At 58.0% G+C, this 21,145-nt stretch carries 19 protein-coding genes and 1 pseudogene; 4 read left to right on the forward strand and 16 right to left on the reverse strand.

The window, feature by feature from the left end; translation table 11 throughout:
• The 9 genes from CIB54_RS23675 to CIB54_RS23715 form a co-directional block, all read right to left on the reverse strand.
• Complete coding sequence (locus CIB54_RS23675) at positions 1 to 900, reverse strand: class I SAM-dependent methyltransferase (RefSeq protein ID WP_101221118.1); 900 nt, start codon at positions 898 to 900, stop codon at positions 1 to 3.
• Between the two features lies 1 nt (position 901).
• Entirely contained in the window at positions 902 to 1,153 is a 252-nt protein-coding gene (locus CIB54_RS23680; protein ID WP_065951129.1) for an acyl carrier protein, read from the reverse strand.
• A 57-nt stretch (positions 1,154 to 1,210) separates the two neighbouring features.
• Positions 1,211 to 2,239: an acyl-CoA desaturase gene (locus CIB54_RS23685; RefSeq protein ID WP_083217978.1), complete on the reverse strand. Its 1,029-nt coding sequence runs from the start codon at positions 2,237 to 2,239 to the stop codon at positions 1,211 to 1,213.
• Between the two features lie 73 nt (positions 2,240 to 2,312).
• On the reverse strand, positions 2,313 to 4,013 hold the full coding sequence (locus CIB54_RS23690; RefSeq protein WP_101221119.1) for a fatty acyl-AMP ligase: 1,701 nt from the start codon (positions 4,011 to 4,013) through the stop codon (positions 2,313 to 2,315).
• A 2-nt stretch (positions 4,014 to 4,015) separates the two neighbouring features.
• On the reverse strand, positions 4,016 to 5,182 hold the full coding sequence (locus CIB54_RS23695; protein WP_191951126.1) for a 3-oxoacyl-[acyl-carrier-protein] synthase III C-terminal domain-containing protein: 1,167 nt from the start codon (positions 5,180 to 5,182) through the stop codon (positions 4,016 to 4,018).
• A gap of 31 nt (positions 5,183 to 5,213) precedes the next feature.
• Entirely contained in the window at positions 5,214 to 5,960 is a 747-nt protein-coding gene (locus tag CIB54_RS23700; RefSeq protein WP_101221121.1) for a hypothetical protein, read from the reverse strand.
• Positions 5,961 to 6,215: 255 nt separating this feature from the next.
• Positions 6,216 to 8,090 (reverse strand): MFS transporter, encoded by a 1,875-nt coding sequence (locus CIB54_RS23705; RefSeq protein WP_101221122.1) that lies wholly within the window; start codon positions 8,088 to 8,090, stop codon positions 6,216 to 6,218.
• Between the two features lie 57 nt (positions 8,091 to 8,147).
• Positions 8,148 to 9,296: a TDT family transporter gene (locus CIB54_RS23710; RefSeq protein ID WP_065951134.1), complete on the reverse strand. Its 1,149-nt coding sequence runs from the start codon at positions 9,294 to 9,296 to the stop codon at positions 8,148 to 8,150.
• Between the two features lie 77 nt (positions 9,297 to 9,373).
• Positions 9,374 to 10,573 (reverse strand): MFS transporter, encoded by a 1,200-nt coding sequence (locus CIB54_RS23715; protein ID WP_101221138.1) that lies wholly within the window; start codon positions 10,571 to 10,573, stop codon positions 9,374 to 9,376.
• A gap of 106 nt (positions 10,574 to 10,679) precedes the next feature.
• Between CIB54_RS23715 and CIB54_RS23720 the strand changes: the two genes are divergently transcribed.
• Positions 10,680 to 11,219, forward strand: coding sequence for a TetR/AcrR family transcriptional regulator (locus CIB54_RS23720; protein WP_101221123.1), 540 nt, complete (start codon positions 10,680 to 10,682; stop codon positions 11,217 to 11,219).
• Between the two features lie 129 nt (positions 11,220 to 11,348).
• On the opposite strand, the gene CIB54_RS23725 is transcribed toward CIB54_RS23720, so the two are convergent.
• From CIB54_RS23725 to CIB54_RS27760, 4 genes and pseudogenes are all read right to left on the reverse strand, one after another.
• Positions 11,349 to 12,128 carry an ABC transporter permease gene (locus CIB54_RS23725; protein ID WP_065888200.1) on the reverse strand — a complete coding sequence of 260 codons (780 nt, stop codon included), beginning with the start codon at positions 12,126 to 12,128 and terminating at the stop codon, positions 11,349 to 11,351.
• Entirely contained in the window at positions 12,125 to 13,057 is a 933-nt protein-coding gene (locus CIB54_RS23730) for an ABC transporter ATP-binding protein (RefSeq protein WP_065951136.1), read from the reverse strand. The genes CIB54_RS23725 and CIB54_RS23730 overlap by 4 nt, the downstream gene beginning before the upstream one ends.
• Positions 13,058 to 13,192: 135 nt before the next feature.
• Complete coding sequence (locus CIB54_RS23735; protein ID WP_065951137.1) at positions 13,193 to 13,810, reverse strand: glutathione S-transferase family protein; 618 nt, start codon at positions 13,808 to 13,810, stop codon at positions 13,193 to 13,195.
• Positions 13,811 to 13,918: 108 nt separating this feature from the next.
• Positions 13,919 to 14,056: pseudogene (locus CIB54_RS27760) on the reverse strand (cysteine protease); the annotation flags it as partial.
• A 112-nt stretch (positions 14,057 to 14,168) separates the two neighbouring features.
• Between CIB54_RS27760 and CIB54_RS23745 the strand changes: the two are divergent.
• Together CIB54_RS23745 and CIB54_RS23750 are read left to right on the forward strand one after the other, a co-directional pair.
• Complete coding sequence (locus CIB54_RS23745; RefSeq protein WP_101221124.1) at positions 14,169 to 16,616, forward strand: acyl-CoA dehydrogenase; 2,448 nt, start codon at positions 14,169 to 14,171, stop codon at positions 16,614 to 16,616.
• Positions 16,617 to 16,691: 75 nt separating this feature from the next.
• Positions 16,692 to 17,099, forward strand: a complete 408-nt coding sequence (locus CIB54_RS23750) for a PA2817 family protein (protein WP_065951139.1) — start codon at positions 16,692 to 16,694, stop codon at positions 17,097 to 17,099.
• 138 nt (positions 17,100 to 17,237) lie between these two features.
• On the opposite strand, the gene CIB54_RS23755 is transcribed toward CIB54_RS23750, so the two are convergent.
• Positions 17,238 to 18,170 (reverse strand): LysR family transcriptional regulator, encoded by a 933-nt coding sequence (locus tag CIB54_RS23755; protein ID WP_065951140.1) that lies wholly within the window; start codon positions 18,168 to 18,170, stop codon positions 17,238 to 17,240.
• An 89-nt stretch (positions 18,171 to 18,259) separates the two neighbouring features.
• Here CIB54_RS23755 and CIB54_RS23760 point away from each other — a divergent pair, with 89 nt between their 5' ends.
• On the forward strand, positions 18,260 to 18,886 hold the full coding sequence (locus CIB54_RS23760; protein WP_101221125.1) for an alanyl-tRNA editing protein: 627 nt from the start codon (positions 18,260 to 18,262) through the stop codon (positions 18,884 to 18,886).
• A 57-nt stretch (positions 18,887 to 18,943) separates the two neighbouring features.
• On the opposite strand, the gene CIB54_RS23765 is transcribed toward CIB54_RS23760, so the two are convergent.
• Both CIB54_RS23765 and CIB54_RS23770 read right to left on the reverse strand, forming a co-directional pair.
• A complete protein-coding gene (locus tag CIB54_RS23765; protein ID WP_101221126.1) occupies positions 18,944 to 20,518 on the reverse strand; it encodes an alkaline phosphatase D family protein in 1,575 nt (524 codons plus the stop codon).
• Positions 20,515 to 21,069, reverse strand: a complete 555-nt coding sequence (locus tag CIB54_RS23770; protein WP_065951143.1) for a GNAT family N-acetyltransferase — start codon at positions 21,067 to 21,069, stop codon at positions 20,515 to 20,517. The genes CIB54_RS23765 and CIB54_RS23770 overlap by 4 nt, the downstream gene beginning before the upstream one ends.
• Positions 21,070 to 21,145 lie beyond the last annotated feature (76 nt).

Genomic DNA, 21,145 nt, shown 5'->3' on the forward strand with positions numbered 1-21,145 from the left:
TCATCGCGTGGACGTCCAGGGTTTATCCAGGCACTTCAATTTAATCCGATAAAGATCCAGGTTTCCGCTCTGAAAACCGAGAATGGAATATTTAAGGTAGCGTTCATAGGTTTCGACCTGATCCAAACCGACCAGCTCGATTGCTCTCTCGCGGTGGGTATCAAGACGCGAAATCCACTCACGCAAGGTATTTACATAATCAGATCGGTCGTTGCGTAATTCGACAATTTCAAAATGTCCTTGAACCGCTTGGACAATATCCAGCAAATGCGGAGGATCGGTTTCTTGAAAAATCTCCTTGGATAAGAACGCTGTCGCCCGGGTGCCCACCATCTCTTGACGGGGCTTTCGGGAGCCATACGCGAACGTCTGAACAGACATATACCCACCGGGCACCAGCAGTGCATCCTGACAATGTTTGAAAAACGCCCTGTATGACTCCAGCTTCTGGGCTTGGCTGTCATCCAGTTTCGCAAAGTGCTCGAAAGCACCTATCGAGATAATGCTGTCGTACGGTTCGAGCGGGTAATGGTCCTGCCAATTTTCAACGCGAACTTCACACCCACCAAGGCCCAACTCGGCTATGTAGTCGGCCTGAGCATTGCTGAGCGTCAGCCCGGTAATCCGTTCAGCGCCACAGGTCGCAACGACCCGCGATAACGCCGCCCCCCAACCACAACCTATGTCCAAAACCGAACGCGCCGTGTCCGCGCCCGAGGCACGGATATGATGATCAAGTTTATTGATCTGAGCGTGTTCCAATGAGTCTGACTCAGATAAAAACATCGCACCGGAATACACCATGGCGTCATCCAGCCAAAGCTTATAAAACTCATTGCTCAGATCATAATGCGCTTGTATGGCACGCTCGGATGACCCGAACTTCGCAGAATGGGGCATCTTATTCTCCATCGCTCGCCAGGTACGTACTCAGCGTTTCAATCGTTGGGTGATCGTATAGCAGCGTGGCGTCCAGCTTACGACCGACCAGCGTTTGCAATTTCGCGGTCAACTCGACCACAGACGCAGAATCAATACCGTAGCGATCGAAGGCCACATCGGTCGCCAGCTCCGTCGCCGGAACCTCAAGCAAATCCGCCAATGACTCAAGTAAAAACTCTTCAATAACTTCCCGTTCCAGCACGATTGCCATTTTTATAGCGCCTCATAGCCCAGTTGTCGTTTAGATGCCGTAAAAAATATGAACGTATTAAGGCCGTGTCTTTTTTGCGTCACGCTTTTCTTTGGAAGGCTGCCGCATATCGGAAACCTGACCGCACGCTTTAAGTACATTTAAAATACCCAACCCCAAGTCCAGCTCATACCATTCATAGGCCATGCGTGCTGAGTAAGGAAACGCATGATGGTTATTGTGATAACTTTGTCCGAGTGTGGGCACGGCCATCAGCAAGGGAATGGAGTTTGTACTGCGGTCGGCGGTGCGGTAGGGGCGTGAGCCCACGCTGTGAGACAGCGTGTTAATACTCCAATACGTCAGATGGTTCATCACAAAAATGCGCACAAACCCTCCCCACAGAATTCCCAGCACGACGCCTTGCCAACTCATGTAAATAAGTCCGGACAGCACTCCCGGAATGACAAAACCGGCCGCCAGCCAATAAATGTAATTGACGTGGACGTGCAGGATATCGGGGTCCTTGTACAGGTCCTTCACGTATCGATTCCATCCGGGAGCGCGAATGCTCAACGGCGTCCAGATCCATCCCACGTGTGAATGCCAAAAGCCTTTCATATGCTGCCAGAACCCTTCGTTATAGACAGTGGTCCCGCCTGGCCTTATATACATGGAATGTGGATCGTTAGGGCGATCGCTATGGATATGATGTTTGCGGTGTATCGCCGCCCACCATATGACCGGCCCTTGAAACCCCATGGACCCCATGCCCGCCAGACAAATCCTGAGCCACCGTTTGGCGCTATATGACTTATGAGCGAATAGGCGATGAAACCCGAGTTCAACGCCACACACGGCAATGGCATGCATCATCAGCAACATGCCTATTTCAACCATTCCAATCTGGTACCAGCCAATAACGTGCAAGTAAATGGCAAGCATGACTGCGATAACCGGAACAAAGGTAACGACACCGGCAAGCACCCGGTCGATCATTCTGCTCTGAGGCTGCTCAAAGCGACGTGCCAAGGGCCCGTCGTACTGCTGTTCAATTCCGGGCAAGTCAAGTTCATGCTCATCCGGAAGGCTGGGTACACGTTTCATCAAATACTCCAGACATCTGAAACGCCTCACCCACTGTTTCTTCAAGACAGGTGAGCGGCGTGATTTTTAGAATTCAATGGTCTAGGTCAGTCTTGCTTGGCGACGGAGTGAGATAGAGTTCCCTGCATTTAAACCGCTGCAACTTTCCGCTTGAAGTTCTGAACAGTCGATTGGGCTTGACGAACACTATGTCATCAGGGCTTATGCCGTGCTGCCGGGTGATTAATTCGCGTATATCCGCAGCCAAAATAGACAGTTGATCAGCGGAGCGCGGCCTCAACTCGATCAGCACGACCAGTCGCTCTTCGCCCGCCACTTCGATGCCTAGTGCAGCACAGCTGTCATGTCGAATGTCCGGATGGGACTCGACGGTATGCTCTATGTCCTGTGGGTACCGATTTTTCCCACGTACGATAATAAGGTCTTTGATCCGTCCGGTTATATACAGCTCACCGCGCTCTATAAAGCCTAGATCTCCTGTGCGTAAATAGTATTCGGGCAAACTTGCTATTTTCGATTGGAATGCTTGACACGCGTCGGTGGCGCCTGGCCAATAACCTTTAGCGTTGCTGTCACTGCTTAGCCAGACCTCACCCACTTGACGCTCTTCACAGAGCACGCTGGTTTCGGGGTTGACGATGTTCACCTTATGACCGCATCGTGGGTAACCGCAACTGCTGACTTCAATACCATGAGCACTACCAGGGTCAACTGGCACGACGCTATGCTCTCGTAGTTTCCGACCATCTATATACAAACTGTTGACGTCACTCAGCTTGGTGCTGCCGGTGACAAAAAGAGTGGCTTCGGCAAGACCGTAACACGAGTAAAAGGCCTTCTTGTTGAAGCCCCATCGAGAGAATTTCTCGCAGAAACCTTCAATGGTTGGTTTGCGAATGGTTTCTGCGCCCGTGAACGCCAGGCTCCAACTGCTCAGATCGATACCAGACCTGTCAGCTGTGTCGATACGCCGGGTGCACATCGCATACGCAAAATTAGGCCCGCCCGAGGTCGTGGCCCGGTAGTCCGAAATCAGCTGAAGCCAGCGCAACGGGTTTTGCACAAAGGCCAGAGGGCTGAACACTATGCTATGTGCGCCTAAGAAAAGAGGCTGCAGCACATTTCCAATCAAGCCCATATCGTGAAACATAGGCAACCAGCCAACCACCACTGCGCGCTCGTCATGTTCAAAGGCCTGCTGTATGGCACGTTGGTTAGTCAGAATATTTTCATGGGTGAGCATGACGCCCTTTGCGACGCCAGTGGACCCGGACGTATATTGAATAAGCGCTAACTCATTATATTTCACAGAGAAACCTGAGCGGTCCCACTCGACATTATCCAGGCCTGCCAAATCAATAACCTGGACATATGAAAGTCCATCTGATTGCAAAACGTGGTTGACCGCAGATACTAATCCGGCAGCGCTCAGAACGAAGGTTGATCGAGCATCCCTTGCAACGGCCGTCAGACGCCTTTTATCCGCTGTCGTCAGAGGCGCAGATAACGGAACCGGGACAGCGCCTGCATAGAGACACCCGAAGAATGCCTCAATAAAATCCAGCCCCGCGTGAAATACCAGCAATATATTGCGACCCTGCATGCCATGCTCAGTCAGATAACTGGCAATTCTCCTGGCTCGGGCATCCAATTGCGCAAACGTCAGGCTGTACGATTGTGAAAGGGAATAATCATGAAACGTGTAGGCTGGTTGCCCGGCATTTACAATCGCCCTTTCCTGCAGCATTCCCCCCAGCGAGTTGATGTGATGCATGTTCAGCCTTCCACACACGTCAACAAAGCGTAGGCAATCGAAAACCGACCCGACTCAGGCACCATGCACAACACTTTGTCACCAGCTTTGAACATGCCGTTGCCGAGTGCCTCCTCCAACATGAGATAAATACTGGCGGAGCCGACATTTCCCTTGCTTGCCAGATTGGTAAACCACTTTTGCGTGGGCACCGTAAAGCCAATATCCAAATAGGCTTTGACCAGCTCTTCAAAAAAGAAATACGAGCTGATATGCGGGAGAAAGTGATCGATCTCGTCGGGCTTGATCATGCCCCGCGCCATTAATTTTTCAGTCTCTACCAATACCGACCCGGACAAGCCCTTTGCCAGTAAGTCGGTATCCTGGCGAAGCAGCATCAATCCCGCTTCTTCGGCCTGGGAAATAGTCTTGTAGGATTGGTACGTATCGCCAGCCTGCAGGTTCTTCGTCTTCGTACTTCCCAAGTACATGCACGCAGGGTATTTATGCGCGTAGGAATTCAACGTTATCCATTCGATCTTCAACGAGATACTTCTTTCACGCGGCGTGCTTTGGACAACCGCTGCGCCAGCACCGTCTGATAACATCCACCGTAAAAAGTCAGCGTTGAAATATTGGTATGACGCTTCCTGACCGCGCGGAGCACTGATCTGACTTTCTTTTTCGAAACGGCTTCCTTGTAAAGCGACGGATGCCAGTTCAGAACCTACCGCCACCGCAATATCATGCTCGTTTGCCAAAATCGAATTATTCACACTTTTAAGAGCGGCCATGCTGGAGACGCATACGCCCCCTGCCGAAAGAATGTCCATGGGTCCGCCGCCCAGGCGGCCATGTACCATCGAGGCAAATCCCGGGACAATCAGATCGGGACAGGTCGTCGCAGTAGCAAGCATCTCGATCTGATCGACAGACAGCCCCCCTTTGCGCAAAGCATCCTGAACGGCATTTGCAGCAAGCTGCTCATTCAGGTGTGTTTGCTGACCTTGGCGATCAAACGCATAATAGCGCTGGACTATCCCATTGGCATTTAATATTAAGTCCTTATAACGACTGGGGTTGCCATTAACTAAGCCAAGGTGCTTTTCAATATCGTCGTTGTGAACGGGATCATTAGGCAGAAAGGCGCCAAGGGACGTAATATAGGCGGCGCGTTTTTCACAATTCAAAGCACTCTCCTCCACCCTGCACCGATAACACTTAGAAACTGCCCATCTCTTCGAATTGCAAGACATAGAGGCGGCTCGCCACTTGTGCTACACGTGCAATTTGAAACGCGACTGATGGCGTAATGTAAGGCGAGGCAATCATTTTGATGAAACCCTCGTAGTGGCCTGCATCGTTGCATGAGTGATAGATCAAATTACTCATTTGCTGATCCGTGAGCGCAAGCGCCTGTTTCAGATTTTGCGCCCATCGACCGGTCAGCTTTCTCCCCACACCTTCAATAATGAATGTCACACCGAATGCAGGAAGGGGATTTGGCGCACTGGTTTGCTGGAATACATAAGCGGACAATGCTTCATAACCGATATTGCGCGGGTACTGAGTGATGTTCTTTAGATCGCCGCCCACGGCGACGTAGTCTCGCTCAAGCAGATGGAAATCCTGGTGCTCGCGACTCACGTGTGCGATGAGTGCATTGCGAATGACTTCATGCCCCTCGTCCATATTTGACGCCGCACGGAGCATCCAGCGCGGACCGTCGTGATAGCACATATTGATGAGAAAATCTCTATACTCAATAAGAGTAATAGTGCGCTCATTGATGGACCGAACGATGGGGGTGGCATTCAGTTTCTTTTCGAATTCGTACCATGTCACGGCTAAAGACAACCCTAGCCATCTCGCCGCCAGATTATCCACTTTCGACAAATTGGCACCCACGGGTGACTGCTCGTACAACTCATCAATAGAGACGCTGTGCTTGATTTCTGGAAGTTGCATTTCACACCTTTGCCATTATTAACACACGCCTGCACAGCCGCTTCTAAACAGTCGAGCGCTGTTTGTTCCAACTGACGTGTTTTTGTAATGCTAGAGGTGCTTACAGAAGTTAAATGTAGGGAAAATCTCAAACAGTCCAAATTACCTTTTGAGTTGACGTTGCGTCTTACAGGCAAAAAAGATAAGCCGCATTCAGCCCTGGTCCATGTGGCTGTACCGGCATTGGCCGGCGCAGCCATCGCAGCATAGGTCAAGCTAGCGTACGGCTCCCCGTAGTTCATTGACCAATTCATACAGTTGTGAAGGCGTCGCAACGGGCACAGTGACCGGTTGACCGGCGACCAATGTCACGCGCGACCAAAACCGCCGAAACACGCCTTTTTGTGGATCACGACTGAAAAAGCTCCCCCACAACCCCTGCAACGCCAGCGGAATCACCGGTACCGGTGTCTCTTCCAGAATCCGCGTCACGCCACCGCGAAACTCATTCATCTGACCATCGCCGGTCAACTTGCCTTCCGGAAAGATGCACACCAGCTCGCCGTCCTTCAGGTATTCGGCAATCCGCGTGAAGGCCTTTTCGTAGATCTGGATGTCTTCGTGACGCCCGGCAATCGGAATCGCCCCGGCAGTGCGGAAGATAAAGTTGAGCACCGGCAAGCGGTAGATCTTGTAGTACATGACGAAACGAATCGGCCGACGCACTGCGCCACCAATCAGCAACGCATCGACAAACGATACATGATTGCAAACGAGCAAGGCCGCGCCTTCATCCGGAATCCGCTCCAGGTTGCGGTGCTCGACGCGGTACATGGAATGGCTGAGCAGCCAGATCATGAAGCGCATGGTGAACTCGGGCACGATCTTGAAGATGTAGGTATTGACCGCGATGTTGAGCAGCGACACCACCAGGAACAACTCGGGGATCGACAGCCTGGCCACGCTCAGCAGCAGGATCGACACGATGGCCGACACCACCATGAACAGTGCATTGAGAATGTTGTTGGCCGCGATCACGCGCGCGCGCTCGTTTTCGGCGGTGCGCGACTGAATCAGTGCGTAAAGCGGCACGATGTAGAAGCCGCCGAACACGCCCAGGCCGAGGATATCGAACAACACCCACCAGGCTTGCCCGTAGCCGAGCACTGCCAGCCAGTCGTTGGCCTGGACATTCTGGGGGAAGCCGCCGGAATGCCACCAGAGCAGCAGGCCGAACACCGTCAGGCCGAACGAGCCGAACGGCACCAGGCCGATTTCCACCTTACGGCCCGAGAGCTTTTCGCAGAGCATCGAGCCCAGGGCGATCCCCACCGAGAACACGGTGAGGATCAGGGTGACGACGGTTTCGTCGCCATACAACCATTCCTTGGCGTAGGCCGGAATCTGCGTCAGGTAGATCGCGCCGACGAACCAGAACCAGGAATTGCCGACAATGGACCGCGACACCGCCGGGGTCTGTCCCAGGCCCATGCGCAACGTGGCCCAGGACTGGGTGAAGATATTCCAGTCCAGGCGCAATTGCGGGGTGGAAGCCGCCGCCCGTGGAATGCTGCGGCTGGCCAGGTACCCCAGCACCGCCACGCCGACAATCGCCACGGCCACTACCGGCGCGTAATGGGTGGACGACATCATGATGCCCGCGCCGAGGGTGCCGGCAAGAATCGCCAGGAACGTGCCCATTTCCACCAGACCGTTGCCGCCGACCAGCTCATCGTCATGCAGAGCCTGGGGCATGATCGAATATTTCACCGGGCCGAACAGCGCCGAATGGGTGCCCATGGCGAACAGTGCCAACAGCATCAACGCCAGGTGGTTGAATAGAAAACCGGTGGCGCCCACGGCCATGATCACGATTTCACCGAGCTTGATCGCGCGGATCAACGCGTCCTTGTTGAATTTCTCGCCAAACTGCCCGGCCAGCGCCGAGAACAGGAAGAACGGCAGGATGAACAGCAAGGCGCACAGGTTGACCCAGATGGAACGGTCGCCCTCGATGGTGAGCTTGTAGAGAATCGCCAGAATCAGCGATTGCTTGAAGATGTTATCGTTGAAAGCGCCCAACAGCTGGGTGATGAAAAACGGCAGGAAACGCCGTGTGCGCAGCAAGGTGAATTGTGAGGGATGGCTCATCGTCCGTGTTCCTGCGTGGCCTGTTATTGATCAGGCCACGACTTTACCTAATCCTGCTTACTTATTCGCTAACCCCGCAATGCACGGCGAAACAAAAAGCTCGCCTTTGTAGGCGCCCTGCACCGTGCGCTTGGCCACGATCAGCCACATCAGCGCCAGAGCCACCACCAGCACACTGCCCAATACGCTGAAGAACCCCAGGTGCAGCAGGCCTGCTAGCTTGAGCGTGGCCAGCGCGTAAACCCCCAGCGGAAAGGTAAAGCCCCACCAGCCCAGGTTGAACGGAATACCGGCGCGCAGGTAACGCAGGGTGATCAACACCGCCATCAACATCCACCACAAGCCGAAGCCCCACAGGGTGATGCCTGCCACCAGACCAAGCCCGTTGGCCATTTCGCCGACACCCGGCAGGCCATTGGCGGCGAAGATCGCGGGCGCATCGCCGCCCAGCAGCAACATGCCCAGGGCACCGGTGCCGATGGGGCCCAGCGCCAGCCAGCTCGAAGCCGCCATATTGGCGTGGGGCAGTTTGTGCAGGGCCATGCGCAGCATCAGGATGGTCAGGATGCTGAAGGCGACCGGCAGGGAGAACGCCCAGAGTACGTAACTGGTCACCAGCATCACCAGTTGCCCATGGGCATCCGCCAGGTGCGGCGCCAGCAGGCCACCGCTGGCGGCGGCGACTTCCGCGGCCACCACCGGGAGCAGCCACACCGCAGTCATCTGGTCGATGCTGTGTTCCTGGCGGGTGAACATCATGAACGGAATCAACACACCACAGGCCAACGCCATGACCACGTCCAGCCACCACAGGGCTTCGGCCAGGGGAATCACATCGCTGCCCCAACGCGGCAGTCCGAACAGCAGCAAACCATTGAGAAGAGTGGCCAAGCCCATGGGGATGGTGCCGAAAAACATCGAGACCGTCGAATGCCCGAAAATCCGGCGCGCCTCGTGGAAAAACATCACCCAACGCGCGGCATACAGGACGCTGAACAAGACGAACAAGCCGATGGTGAACATCCACAGGCCTTCGGCAACCGCATGCAAGCCGGGCAGATTGACCGGCAGTTGCGCCAGGGCCAGCGCCAGCACGCCGGTGCCCATGGTCGCGGCAAACCAGTTCGGGGTGAACTGGCGAATCACTTCCCGGGGACGGGTCAGGTGGCTGAAGGGTTTATAGCTGGTGGTAGTCGAGCAGGTCATGATGGCAATCCTCTTCCTCGCATGAGGTTGCGGCCATCATAGAAGCGTATCGAATATCTATATAACGGGTAATATCTCTAACAGTTATCTGTTTTACAGATGTTCAGCACTGGCGTGCGCTGCCATGACAGTCCGGCCAAGGCACCCACGGCGAGCAGAATAATCAGCGCGCCGTACGCATCCGTGGTCGCAATCAGACCGAATTCGCGACTCAGGTTACCGGCCAACAGTGCCGGCAGGCAGAACGCCAGGTAACTCAGTACATAGAACGCCGACATCAACCCTGCTCGCTCGTGAGGCAGCGCCAACCCTACGATGCTGCGCACACTGCCCATGAACCCGCCGCCGAAACCCAGGCCGGCAACCACACTGGCAGCAAAGAACAGCCACAGGCTGGCACTTTGCACAGCCACCAGCAACAGTGCCACGCCGGTCGCCAGCAGTACCGCCGACAGCCGCATGACCTTGTCCGCAGGGTGCTCGCGCAGGCTGTAGATCATCACCGCACCACTGAGGGTGATCACCGCCACCAGGCCACCGCCAATCAGGTGCGACGTCGACCCCGTCGCGGCCCGCACCAACGAGGGCGCCAGGGATGAAAAGAACCCTCCCAGCGCCCATACCGCCACATTCAGCGGCATTGCCAAGGCCAGGGCACGGCGTGCCTGCTTCGGTACATGCAGAGTCGGCGCCAGGGACTTCAAGGCCCCCGGAATGCGGCTGACGGTTTCCGGCAAGCGCCAGACATACAACGCCTGAAGCACCATCAATCCGAGCAGGGCGAAGTAGATCAGTTGGGTCGGCCACGGTGCGTATTCCACCAGCAAACCGCTGCCCAGGCCGCCACTGGCCATCCCCAGCATCGGCGCGAGGCTGTTGAGCATCGGCCCGCGCAGACGGTCGGTGTCAAGCAACGTCGCACCCAAGACTGCCGTCGCCGTCCCGGTGGCGAAGCCCTGCAGCGCGCGCGCGGCGATCAGGTACGCGGTGCTATCGGCGTTGATAAATAACAGCATCGCCACGATATTCAGGATCAACGCGACGAAAATCACCGGCTTGCGCCCGACGTAATCCGACAGCGAGCCCACCGTCAGCAGCGCCGCCAGCAGGCTCACGGCATACACGGCAAAGATCAGCGTCAGCATCGCCGCGGAGAAATGCAGGTTGTCCTGATACACCTGATACAAGGGCGTCGGCGCGCTGGATGCGGCGAGAAAGGTCAGTACGGTGATGACCAGGAATGTCAGGCTGGAACGTTGAGACAGGTTGTTGGGCATAGGCTTGCTGGACATAGGCACGCTCCGCTAAAGCTAATATTTTGCTTTTGTGAAGTGTGCTACCCGTCGACGCTTAAAGCAAATTCTTTGTGTTAAGGTTTTATCCATGGCGATCAAAGAAGGCCTTCGCCCGGGGGGCCGTAGTGCCCGGGTACAAGAATCGGTGCATTCGGCCGTCCGCGAACTGCTGCAGGCCCATGAACGCGCCACCATCACCGTACCGATGATTGCGACACGCGCGGGCGTCACCCCCTCGACCATATACCGGCGCTGGGGCGACCTTTCCGCAGTGCTGGCCGATGTAGCCCTGGCACGCATGCGCCCGGACACCGAGCCGGCCACTACCGGCAGCCTGCGCGGCGACCTGCTGGCCTGGGCTGAGCAATACCTGGACGAAATGAGTTCGGAGCCCGGGCGCAACATGATGCGCGACGTGCAATGCAGCCTGACGCCGGGGTATTGCGTGAGTATCTTGAGCGGGCAGCTACAGGTCATTGTCGATCGTTACCCGGAGCAGGCAGCCCCCAGCGTGGATCGCCTGATCAACCTGCTCGCGGCACCCACGGTATTCCGAATTCTGTTCTCGACAGAGCCCCTGAGCGTCGAAGAGCTGCATGCCCTGATCGACCTGGCACTGACAAACTAAAGCCTTGCACAAAACAAATGTGGGAGGGGCTTGCCCCCGATGACGGTGTGTCAGCTGCAGATGAGCTGGCTGACACACCACTATCGGGGGCAAGCCCCCTCCCACATTTTTAACCGCGTTTAATCAGTATTACGTACGCATCCCACGCCCGCTGACCAGCAACCGCGCGCATCCGACGTACAAGACGATGGTGGCAACGATCATGAAGGTGATCGCCACGCTGATCTTGATATCCGACACCCCCAGGATGCCGTAGCGGAAGGCGTTGACCATGTGCAGCACCGGGTTGGCCAGGGACACGGTCTGCCAGAACGGCGGCAGCAACGTGATGGAGTAGAACACCCCGCCCAGGTAGGTCAGCGGCGTGAGTACGAACGTCGGGATGATCGAAATATCATCGAAGTTGCGCGCAAACACGGCATTGATGAAGCCTAGCAGCGAAAAGATCGTCGCCGTCAGCACTACCACCAGAATGGTGACGCCCAGGTGATGCACTTGCAGGTGGGTGAAGAACAACGACAGCAAGGTCACGATCACGCCCACCATCAAGCCGCGCAGCACGCCGCCCAAGGTATAGCCGATCAGGATCGTGTGCGGCGACACCGGTGAAACCATCAGCTCTTCAATGGAGCGCTGGAACTTGCTGCCAAAGAAGCTCGACACCACGTTGCCGTAGGAGTTGGTGATCACCGACATCATGATCAGGCCCGGCACGATGTACTCCATGTAGGTGAAACCACCCATGTCACCGATTTGCCGACCGATCAGGTTACCGAAGATCACGAAGTACAGCACCATGGTGATCGCCGGGGGCAGCAAGGTCTGCGGCCAGATTCGGGTAAAGCGCTTCACCTCGCGGTAGACGATGGTCTGCAGCGCGACGAGGTTGGGTTGCAGTTCAGAACTCATACCGCCACCTTCGCCAGATTTTTCTCCACCAGGGACACGAACAACTCCTCAAGGCGATTGGTTTTGTTACGCAGGCTCGATACCTCGATGTTCTGGGTCGCCAGTTGGCTGAACAGCGCGGTGATACCCATGGCTTTGTCCACCTGGACTTCCAGCGTGTGGCTGTCCACCAGACGGCTCGGGTAGCCCAACAGTTGCGGCGGCGCCGACAGATTGTTCTTCAGGTCGAGCAGGAAAGTTTCCACATGCAACTGGCCCAGCAGGTTGCGCATGCTGGTGTTCTCGACAATGGTGCCGTGGTCGATGATGCCGATGTTGCGGCACAGCTGTTCGGCTTCCTCGAGGTAGTGCGTGGTGAGGATGATGGTGATGCCCTTCTCGTTCAGCTCAGTGAGAAAGGTCCACATCGACCGACGCAACTCGATGTCCACGCCTGCGGTGGGTTCGTCGAGGATCAGCAGACGCGGTTCATGCACCAGCGCGCGGGCGATCATCAGACGCCGCTTCATGCCACCGGACAACGAGCGCGAAGGCACGTCACGCTTGTCCCACAGGCCCAGTTGGGTCAGGTACTGTTCGGCGCGTTCCTTGGCGATTTTCATCGGGATGCCGTAGTAGCCGGCCTGCGTCACGACGATGTCGAAGGTCTTTTCAAACTGGTTGAAATTGAATTCCTGGGGCACCACGCCGATCGAGCGCTTGAGCGCCGCCGGGGATTTGTCCAGGTCGTGACCGAAGATATTCACCGTGCCGCTGGTCTTGTTGACCAGGGTCGAGAGGATACCGATGGTGGTGGATTTGCCGGCACCGTTGGGGCCGAGCAAGGCGAAGAAGTCACCTTCGGCAACGTCCAGATCGATACCACTCAGGGCCTGGAAACCGTTGCCGTAGGTTTTGGTTAGCTGCCGGATGGACAGAGCGGAACTCATATCGGATTACGCACCAAAGAAAAGAATAGAAACAATAGATGAGGGCGCACCGCAGGTAGTTCAACCTGCGATGGGGTGCGAGCATGGTGCGTGCCCGCGCCACACAAGTACAGTCACCTGTATTAATAGTGTGTATCAGGTCAACGCGGTCATCACTGCCCTGCGGTAGGCCGGACGTTGTTGCAGGCGCTGGTACCAGGCCTCCAGGTTGGGCATTGCCGGGCGTTCGATAGGCATCTCGAACCAGGCGTAGATAAAGCAGCCCAGGGGGATATCGCCCATGCCGAACGCCTTCCCGGAGAGGTACGGTTGCGCGGCCAGGGCCTGTTCGACGGTGCTGAGTGCATCGATGCAGGCTTGGCGCCCGGCATTGATACTGTCCCAGTTGCGCTTTTCGGGGGGTGTACGCAGGATGCCCCAGAACACCGCTTTGAACGGATCGGCGAGCGTCGACGTGGTCCAGTCCATCCACTTCTCGGCGCTGGCCCGGATTTGCAGGTCACTGGGGTAAAAATCCGACGCGTGTTTGGCGCACAGGTAGCGCACGATGGTGTTGGATTCCCACAGTACAAAGTCGCCATCTTCGATCATCGGCACCCGGCCATTGGGGTTCAAGGCCCGGTACTGCGGGGTGTCGACCACACCAAACGCCCCGCCCGCATCAATTGCCTCATAGTCCAGGCCGAGCTCCTCGGCGCACCACAGTGCTTTCCTGACGTTTGATGAATTTTTACGACCCCAGATTTTCAGCATGACCGCGCCTTATCGTTGTTGAACATGGGCTTGATGAACGCCGCAGCATACGCCGGTTCACACGTGGCTCAAATCACTGTGCATGACGCCTGGCATTGAGTCAGCGCAACGCACAGCCTTACACGCAGCGTGGTGAAGACTGACTGCCTGGTCATATAAATCCCCATGGGTTCCGCGACGTTTCTGGGCGAACTCCACCACCGCAGGGCGGTCACTATCGATGAAGCGGCTGGGACTCAGGTACATAGCGCACTGATGGCTATCCCCAGTACAACTTGTAACACCCTGATCACCCCGCTTGGCCGGACGCCGTCTAAGCTCCCTGGTGGTTTCGCCCTGGTTTCACGGAGGATTGAATATGCTGTTGTTGTGGATACTGGTTCTGGTGGTCGGCATTGCCTACCTGGCACACCGCCGCACCGCGCCCCTGCCCGCCTTGGGTGTGGTCGCCGTTTACCTGTTGGCGATGGGCGCCTGGAGCCATGCACCGGGTTGGCTGCTGCTGGTTTTCTGGGTGTTGATCGCCATCGTGGCCGTGCCCCTGTTGCTGCCCGACCTGCGCCGCCAATACTTCACCAAGCCGCTGTTCAGCTGGTTCCAGAAAGTCCTGCCGCCCATGTCCGAAACCGAGCGCGACGCCATCGACGCCGGCACCGTATGGTGGGACGGCGAACTGTTCAGCGGGCGCCCCGACTGGGACAAATTGCTGGCCTACCCCAAGGTGCAACTGACTGAAGAAGAACAGGCGTTCCTCGACGGCCCCACCGAAGAGCTCTGCGCCATGGTCAGCGACTGGGAAATCGGCCAGGCCATGGACCTGCCCCCCGCCGCCTGGGAGCACATCAAGACCCATGGTTTCTTCGCGCTGATCATCCCCAAGGAGTACGGCGGCAAGGGCTTCTCCGCCTATGCGCACTCCCAGGTCGCGATGAAACTGGCGACCCGCAGCGGCGACCTGGCCTCCACCGTGATGGTGCCCAACTCCCTGGGCCCTGCCGAGCTGCTGCTGCACTACGGCACCGACGAGCAACGCAACCATTACCTGCCGCGCCTGGCGCGTGGCGACGATATCCCGTGTTTCGCCCTGACCGGCCCGCTGGCCGGCTCCGATGCCGGCGCCATGCCCGACACCGGCGTCATCTGCAAAGGTGAATGGGAAGGTAAGGAAACCCTCGGCTTGCGCCTGAACTGGGAAAAGCGCTACATCACCCTCGGCCCGGTCGCGACCCTGCTCGGCCTGGCATTCAAGGCCCATGACCCGGACCACCTGCTGGGCGAGGAGGAAGACCTGGGCATCAGTCTCGCGCTGATCCCTACCGACACCCCCGGCGTCGAAATCGGCCGCCGCCACCTGCCCCTGGGCGCCGCGTTCATGAATGGCCCCAACTCGGGCAAGGACGTCTTCATTCCTCTGCAATTCCTCATCGGCGGCCAGGAGATGCTGGGCAAGGGCTGGATGATGTTGATGAACTGCCTGTCCGTGGGGCGTTCGATTTCCCTGCCTGCGGTGGGTACCGGCGCCGCCAAGTTCACCAGCCTGGTGACAGGCCAGTACGCGCAGGTCCGTGAACAGTTCAACGTGCCGCTGTCGGCCTTCGAAGGCATCCAGGAAGCCCTGGCGCGCATCGGCGGCAACGCCTGGCTGATGGACAGCGCGCGCATGCTCACCGCCAATGCCGTGGACCTGGGCGAGAAGCCTTCGGTGCTGTCGGCGATCCTCAAGTACCACCTCACCGAACGCGGCCGCGAGTGCATCAGCCACGCCATGGACGTGCACGGCGGCAAAGGCATCATCATGGGCCCGAACAACTACCTGGGCCGTAGCTGGCAAGGCGCGCCGATCTTCATCACCGTGGAAGGCGCGAATATCCTCTCGCGCAACTTGATGATCTTCGGCCAGGGTGCGATTCGCTGCCATCCGTTCGTGCTCAAGGAAATGGCCCTGGCCGGTCGTGAAGACCGTGATCAGGCATTGAAGGAGTTCGATGGCCTGCTGATGCAACACATCGGCTTCGCCGTGAGCAACGCCGCCAGTACGTTGGTGTTGAACCTGGGCATTGGTCACTTTGAAAAGGCCCCGGGCAACCGTCTGAGCCAGGGTTATTTCCGTGCACTGAACCGTCAGGCCGCCGCGTTCGCCCTGCTCGCGGACCTGAGCATGATGCTGCTGGGCGGCGAGCTGAAACGCCGTGAGCGGCTGTCGGCGCGCCTGGGTGATGTGCTGAGCCATATGTACCTGGCATCGGCGGCGCTCAAGCGTTACCACGACCTGGATTCGCCGGATCACCTGGAACCGCTGTTCGCCTGGGCCATGGAAGAAAGCCTTGGCGAGTCCGAGCGCGCGCTGGATGAACTGCTGAGCAACTTCCCGAACAAGATCCTGGGCTGCCTGTTGCGCGTGATCGTGTTCCCGTTCGGGCGTCGCCATACCGGGCCATCCGACGCTCTGGATGCTGAGGTTGCCGCGGTGCTCGGCCGCGCCAAGGGCGACCCGACCCTGGAAGAGCTGCTGGCTGGGTGCTATCGCCCACAATCGGCGCAAGACCCGGTGGGCGCATTGCAACATGCCTATGACCTGCTCGGCGCCAGCCACCCCCTGCAGAAAAAACTGCACACCGCGCTCAAGAGCGGGCAGGTCAAACCGACTGCCGGTGAGTCCGCCATTGATGCCGCGCTCCACGCCGGCGTGCTGCAACCGGCCGAAGCGCAAACCCTGCGCGATGCCGAAGCGGCGCGGCGCAAGGTGATTGACGTGGATGATTTCAGCAAGCAAGAGCTGGTGCAGGCTGAGGGTAAGGTCCGCTGATACCGGCGGTCATATAAAAACGGGCGCGAGAGGCATATACTCTCGCGCCCGTTTTTGCTTTAGAGGACTTATCTCGTGTCCAACGTCGTTGCCGATCATCTCGTCTTGCTCGACCACCTGCGTAGCATCCTGGTTGCCGTCGGCGAAGCCGAACAGGTACCCGAGGAAAGCCATACGCTGTTTCTGGAACGTTTCGACGAACTGCGCGCCCTGTTGCCGATCGATCCCATTGAAAGCCAATACCTGGGCCAGGACCTGATGAGCCAGGTCATCCTGCGCTACCCGCAGATTGCCCATCTGGTACCGCGCGACCTGCTGTGGTTCTTTGGCGGCGATTGCCTGCATTTCATGCCCGACGACGAACTGGACCTGTACCAGGCCCTCGAAGAACGTCGCTATGAAGCCGAGCTGAACGACGAACCGTTCGACTGGAACCAGGAAAAGCAGTTGCTGGCCATGCCGGATGACCAGAGCAAGCACTGATTATCAGTACACCGAAATGCAAATGTATGGCTTGTTTGGGAGGGGGCTTGCCCCCGATGAGGGAGTGCCAGTAGGCGCATTTTTGACTGAACCATCGCCATCGGGGGCAAGCCCCCTCCCACATGTTTAACCCCATTTCTACCGGCTGCGCAGTGTCGGCTCCTTCGCCATGCACTCCACCAGGTAATCAATAAACACGCGCAACTTGGGCGGCAAGTACCGCGTAGGCGAATGCAACAACCACGCCTCGCCGTGGTACGACGCAATAAAATCCCACGCCGGCAATACCTGCACCAACCGCCCGTCTTCCAAGGCGTGCCGAGCCGTGAAATACGGCAAGCTGCCAATCCCCACATGCTGCAACACCGCATCCAGCCGCACGCCCGTGTGGTTCGCCGCATACCGCCCGCGCACGCCGACCGTCACCGCCTTGGCGCCCTGACGAAACTTCCAGCGAGAGTCACCTGGGGTTTCACCCAGATAAATGCAACTGTGCTCCAACAGATCATGGGGATGGCTCGGCGCGCCATGCTCGGCCAGGTACTGCGGCGTCGCGCACAGCAAATGTTCGATCGGCAATAATTGCCGCCCGATCAAACCGGGCGGTGGGCTGTCGGTGATACGAATGCTCAGATCGACATTGTCGTCGATCAGATCCACAGGCCGATCCTCAAGGATCAGTTGCACATCCACCTTGGGATAACGCCGCAGAAACGCCGGCATATGCGGGTGCACCACAAACCGCCCCACCGCCTTGGGCACGCTGACCCGCACCAGGCCCTCGGCTTCATGGGTAAATTGCCCGCTGATCTCCATGACCGAACGCGCCGCGCTGACCATTTCCCGGCACCGCTTGAACACCTCTTCGCCACCCTCGCTAAGGCGCAGCTTGCGCGTGGTGCGTTGCAACAGGCGGGTCGCCAGTGCCTGTTCCAGGCGCGAAATACTGCGGCTCACCGCCGACGGTGAAACGCTCAGTTGCCGCGCCGCTTCGGAGAAACTGCCGGTTTCCACCACCCTGACGAAAATCGCCATTTCACCCAGCAGCGGCAAAGGAAGATTGATGCTCATGACGCACAGGTCCATTGATATTTGAATGGATTATCACCCATCAGCGCACTACTTATACTGCCCGCATCACCTGGATGCGGATGTAGACGATGACCGAGCGCCTGTTTTTCACCGATGATCACCTGACAGCCGAACTGGAAGTGCTCAGCTGCACGCCGCACGAAGCGCAATTTGCCGTGATCCTGCAGTCGACGATTTTCCATCCTCAAGGCGGTGGTCAACCATTCGACACCGGATGGCTGGGCGACAGCCAGGTACTGCGTGTCATGCAGGAAGCCGCGCATGTGGTGCATTACGTCAATCACCCCCTGGAACCCGGCCCCATCACTGCGCGGGTCGATGCACAACGCCGCGCGCTGCACACGCGCCTTCACTCAGCGGGCCATCTGATTGGCAATGCCGGCGAACGCCTGGGCTGGATGCCGATCAAGGCCCATCATTGGCCCGGTGAAGGCAAGATCACCTTTATCCGTGGCGAAGCCGCGCAAGACATGGATGCGCAGGTCCTTCAACAACTGGTCAACGGATGGATAGCCGCAGATTACCCACGCCACATGACGCTGGAAGAAGGCACCCGAGAAGTGGGCTTCGGTGAATTGCCGGCATACGCCTGTGGCGGCACTCATGTTCAAACACTGAGTGAACTGGGCCAGGTGACGATCCTGACCCTCTCGGAAAAGAAGGGCGCACTGTCGGTACGCTACGAAATCAACTGACACACCGAGGATCAAAATGTGGGAGGGGGCAAGCCCCCTCCCCCATTTGAATCCAGGCTACACAGCCAGCGCCCCCGCCCTGCCCGGCTCCACCACAAACGATTGCAACGTCGAGACCGTGGCCGCCGGGTCGCGTGGGTCGCTGATCACGCGAAAGTGCGTGAGCATCTTCTGCGCGTCCAGTTCCACCGACACATACCCACGCTGGCGACTGTCAAAAAATTTCACATGGGGATTGAGCGGCAGGATGTTCGTGAAGGCCTCATAGGGCGGGCCATCGGAGGTCACCGACGAGCCGACGAATTCGGTCGCCACGATTGATGAGTCTGGGTCATGGGCATCGGCGTGCAGGTCCGTGGTCCAGAACGAGTGGATATCCCCGCCCCAGAACACCGGGTTACTCACGCGATCGCGCTGGATAGACGCCAGCATTCGCTTGCGGTTGGCCATATAGCCATCCCAGCCATCGGTCCAGCGGCCGACCTTATGGAGCGTCAGGTCACGCTGCAGCAGCGGCGCTACCAGCAAGTCCTGGGCGATCACGTTCCACTGCGCCCGGGACTGGGCAAAACCCTGGTCCAGCCAGGCTTCCTGCTGCCACCCGAGCAAGGTGCGGGCGGGGTCACGCAAGTCGCTGCAGGGGGTGGTGACAATATGCCCTTGATGGCTGCCATTGGCCGCGATGCACGGTTGCTCGGAACGGTACTGGCGGCCGTCGAGCACATGGAAGCGCGCGAGCCGCCCATAGTCCAAGCGCCGGTAAATGCGCATGTCCGGCCCCTTCGGCACGCTGCTCGCACGCAACGGCATATGCTCGTAGAACGCCTGGTAAGCCGCCGCCCGTTGCTGGAGAAACTGCGCCACGGGGATTTTCGGGTCCTGGGACCAGCGGCTGGCATAGTCGTTCTGCACTTCGTGATCGTCCCAGGTCGCCACGCTGGGTGCGGCGGCGTGCAGGGACTGCAAATCGGGATCGGTCTTGTACAGCGCGTAGCGGTTGCGGTAGTCGCTCAAGCTCACCGCATTACCGCTGCCGTGGGCGCGAAAAACTTTGCCGGAGTCCGCTGCGTAGGAGCTGTCGTAGATATAGTCACCGAGAAAAAACACCAGGTCGGGCCGCTCGGCAGCGAGATGACGGTAGGCGCTGAAATACCCGCGCTCCCAATGCGAACAGGATACGAACCCGAGCCGGGCGGACGCCATCTCATGCCGCGCAGGCGTTGTGCGTGCCTGGCCAATCGGGCTCTGCGCGCCAAGGCCCTCGAACTGATACCAGTACGGCCGGCCCGCCGCCAGCCCCGCCACCTCGACATGGACCGAATGGGCAAAGCGCCCGGTCGCCATCACCTCGCCCTGTTGCACAATGCGTGTCATCGCCGCATCGCTGGCCACCCGCCAACGCACCGCCACCGTACGCTGCAATCCACCGCGTCCGTCCTCGGCATTGAACAACGGCGCCAGGCGCGTCCATATCACAAAGCCATCAGGCAATGGGTCACCGGACGCAACGCCCAGGGTGAACGGATAATCCACCCCGGCACTGCGCGCAAACGGGCTGAGGATGGAAAACACCGTAGCAACCGCCAGCCCGCCGAGTACCCGGCGCCGAGCGCGGTCTACATCGCCGTTCACAGGCAGCGCTCCCAGTCATCACGCACGGTGGCAAACCCGAGCAAGTCCTCATACACGCCGTTCTTTAGAAACGACTGGCGCATGCAGCCTTCATAGCGCAGACCGATCTTTTCCATAACGCGTGCCGATTCTTTGTTACGGCCAAAACACTGGCTACCCACCCGCTGCAATCCGAACCTGGTAAACCCGAAGTCCATCACCGCGCTCGCCGCTTCCGCCGCATAGCCCTGATTGCGCGCATGTGCCGCAACCCAGTACCCCAAGTGGCCATATCGATGCCGAGCATTCATACGCAGGCTGACCATGCCGATCAATTCGTCGGTGCCGCGCACATGCATCCCCAGGTTCAGCAGCCCAGCGGCACGATATTCGTCGGCGATCCCTGCAATGAAATCCTGTGCACTTTCCAAGGTGTAGGGCGACGGAATGTTCGCCGTGTTGTCGGCGATTCCTGGCCCGTTGGCGAGCGTGAAAAGCACCTGGGCCTGATGCATTTCCAGTGCGCGTAACAGCAGTCGCGGGGTCAATAATTGAGGCAATGCAGTGGGCATGGGCGCCGGCTCTCACAATAAATCTCTCAAGCATGTATGCCCTGAGTGTCAGTTTCATTACGTCCAAAACTGACTG

This window comes from Pseudomonas fluorescens (genome assembly GCF_002837185.1).
In the GTDB taxonomy this organism is placed as follows: Bacteria; Pseudomonadota; Gammaproteobacteria; order Pseudomonadales; family Pseudomonadaceae; genus Aquipseudomonas; species Aquipseudomonas fluorescens_AM.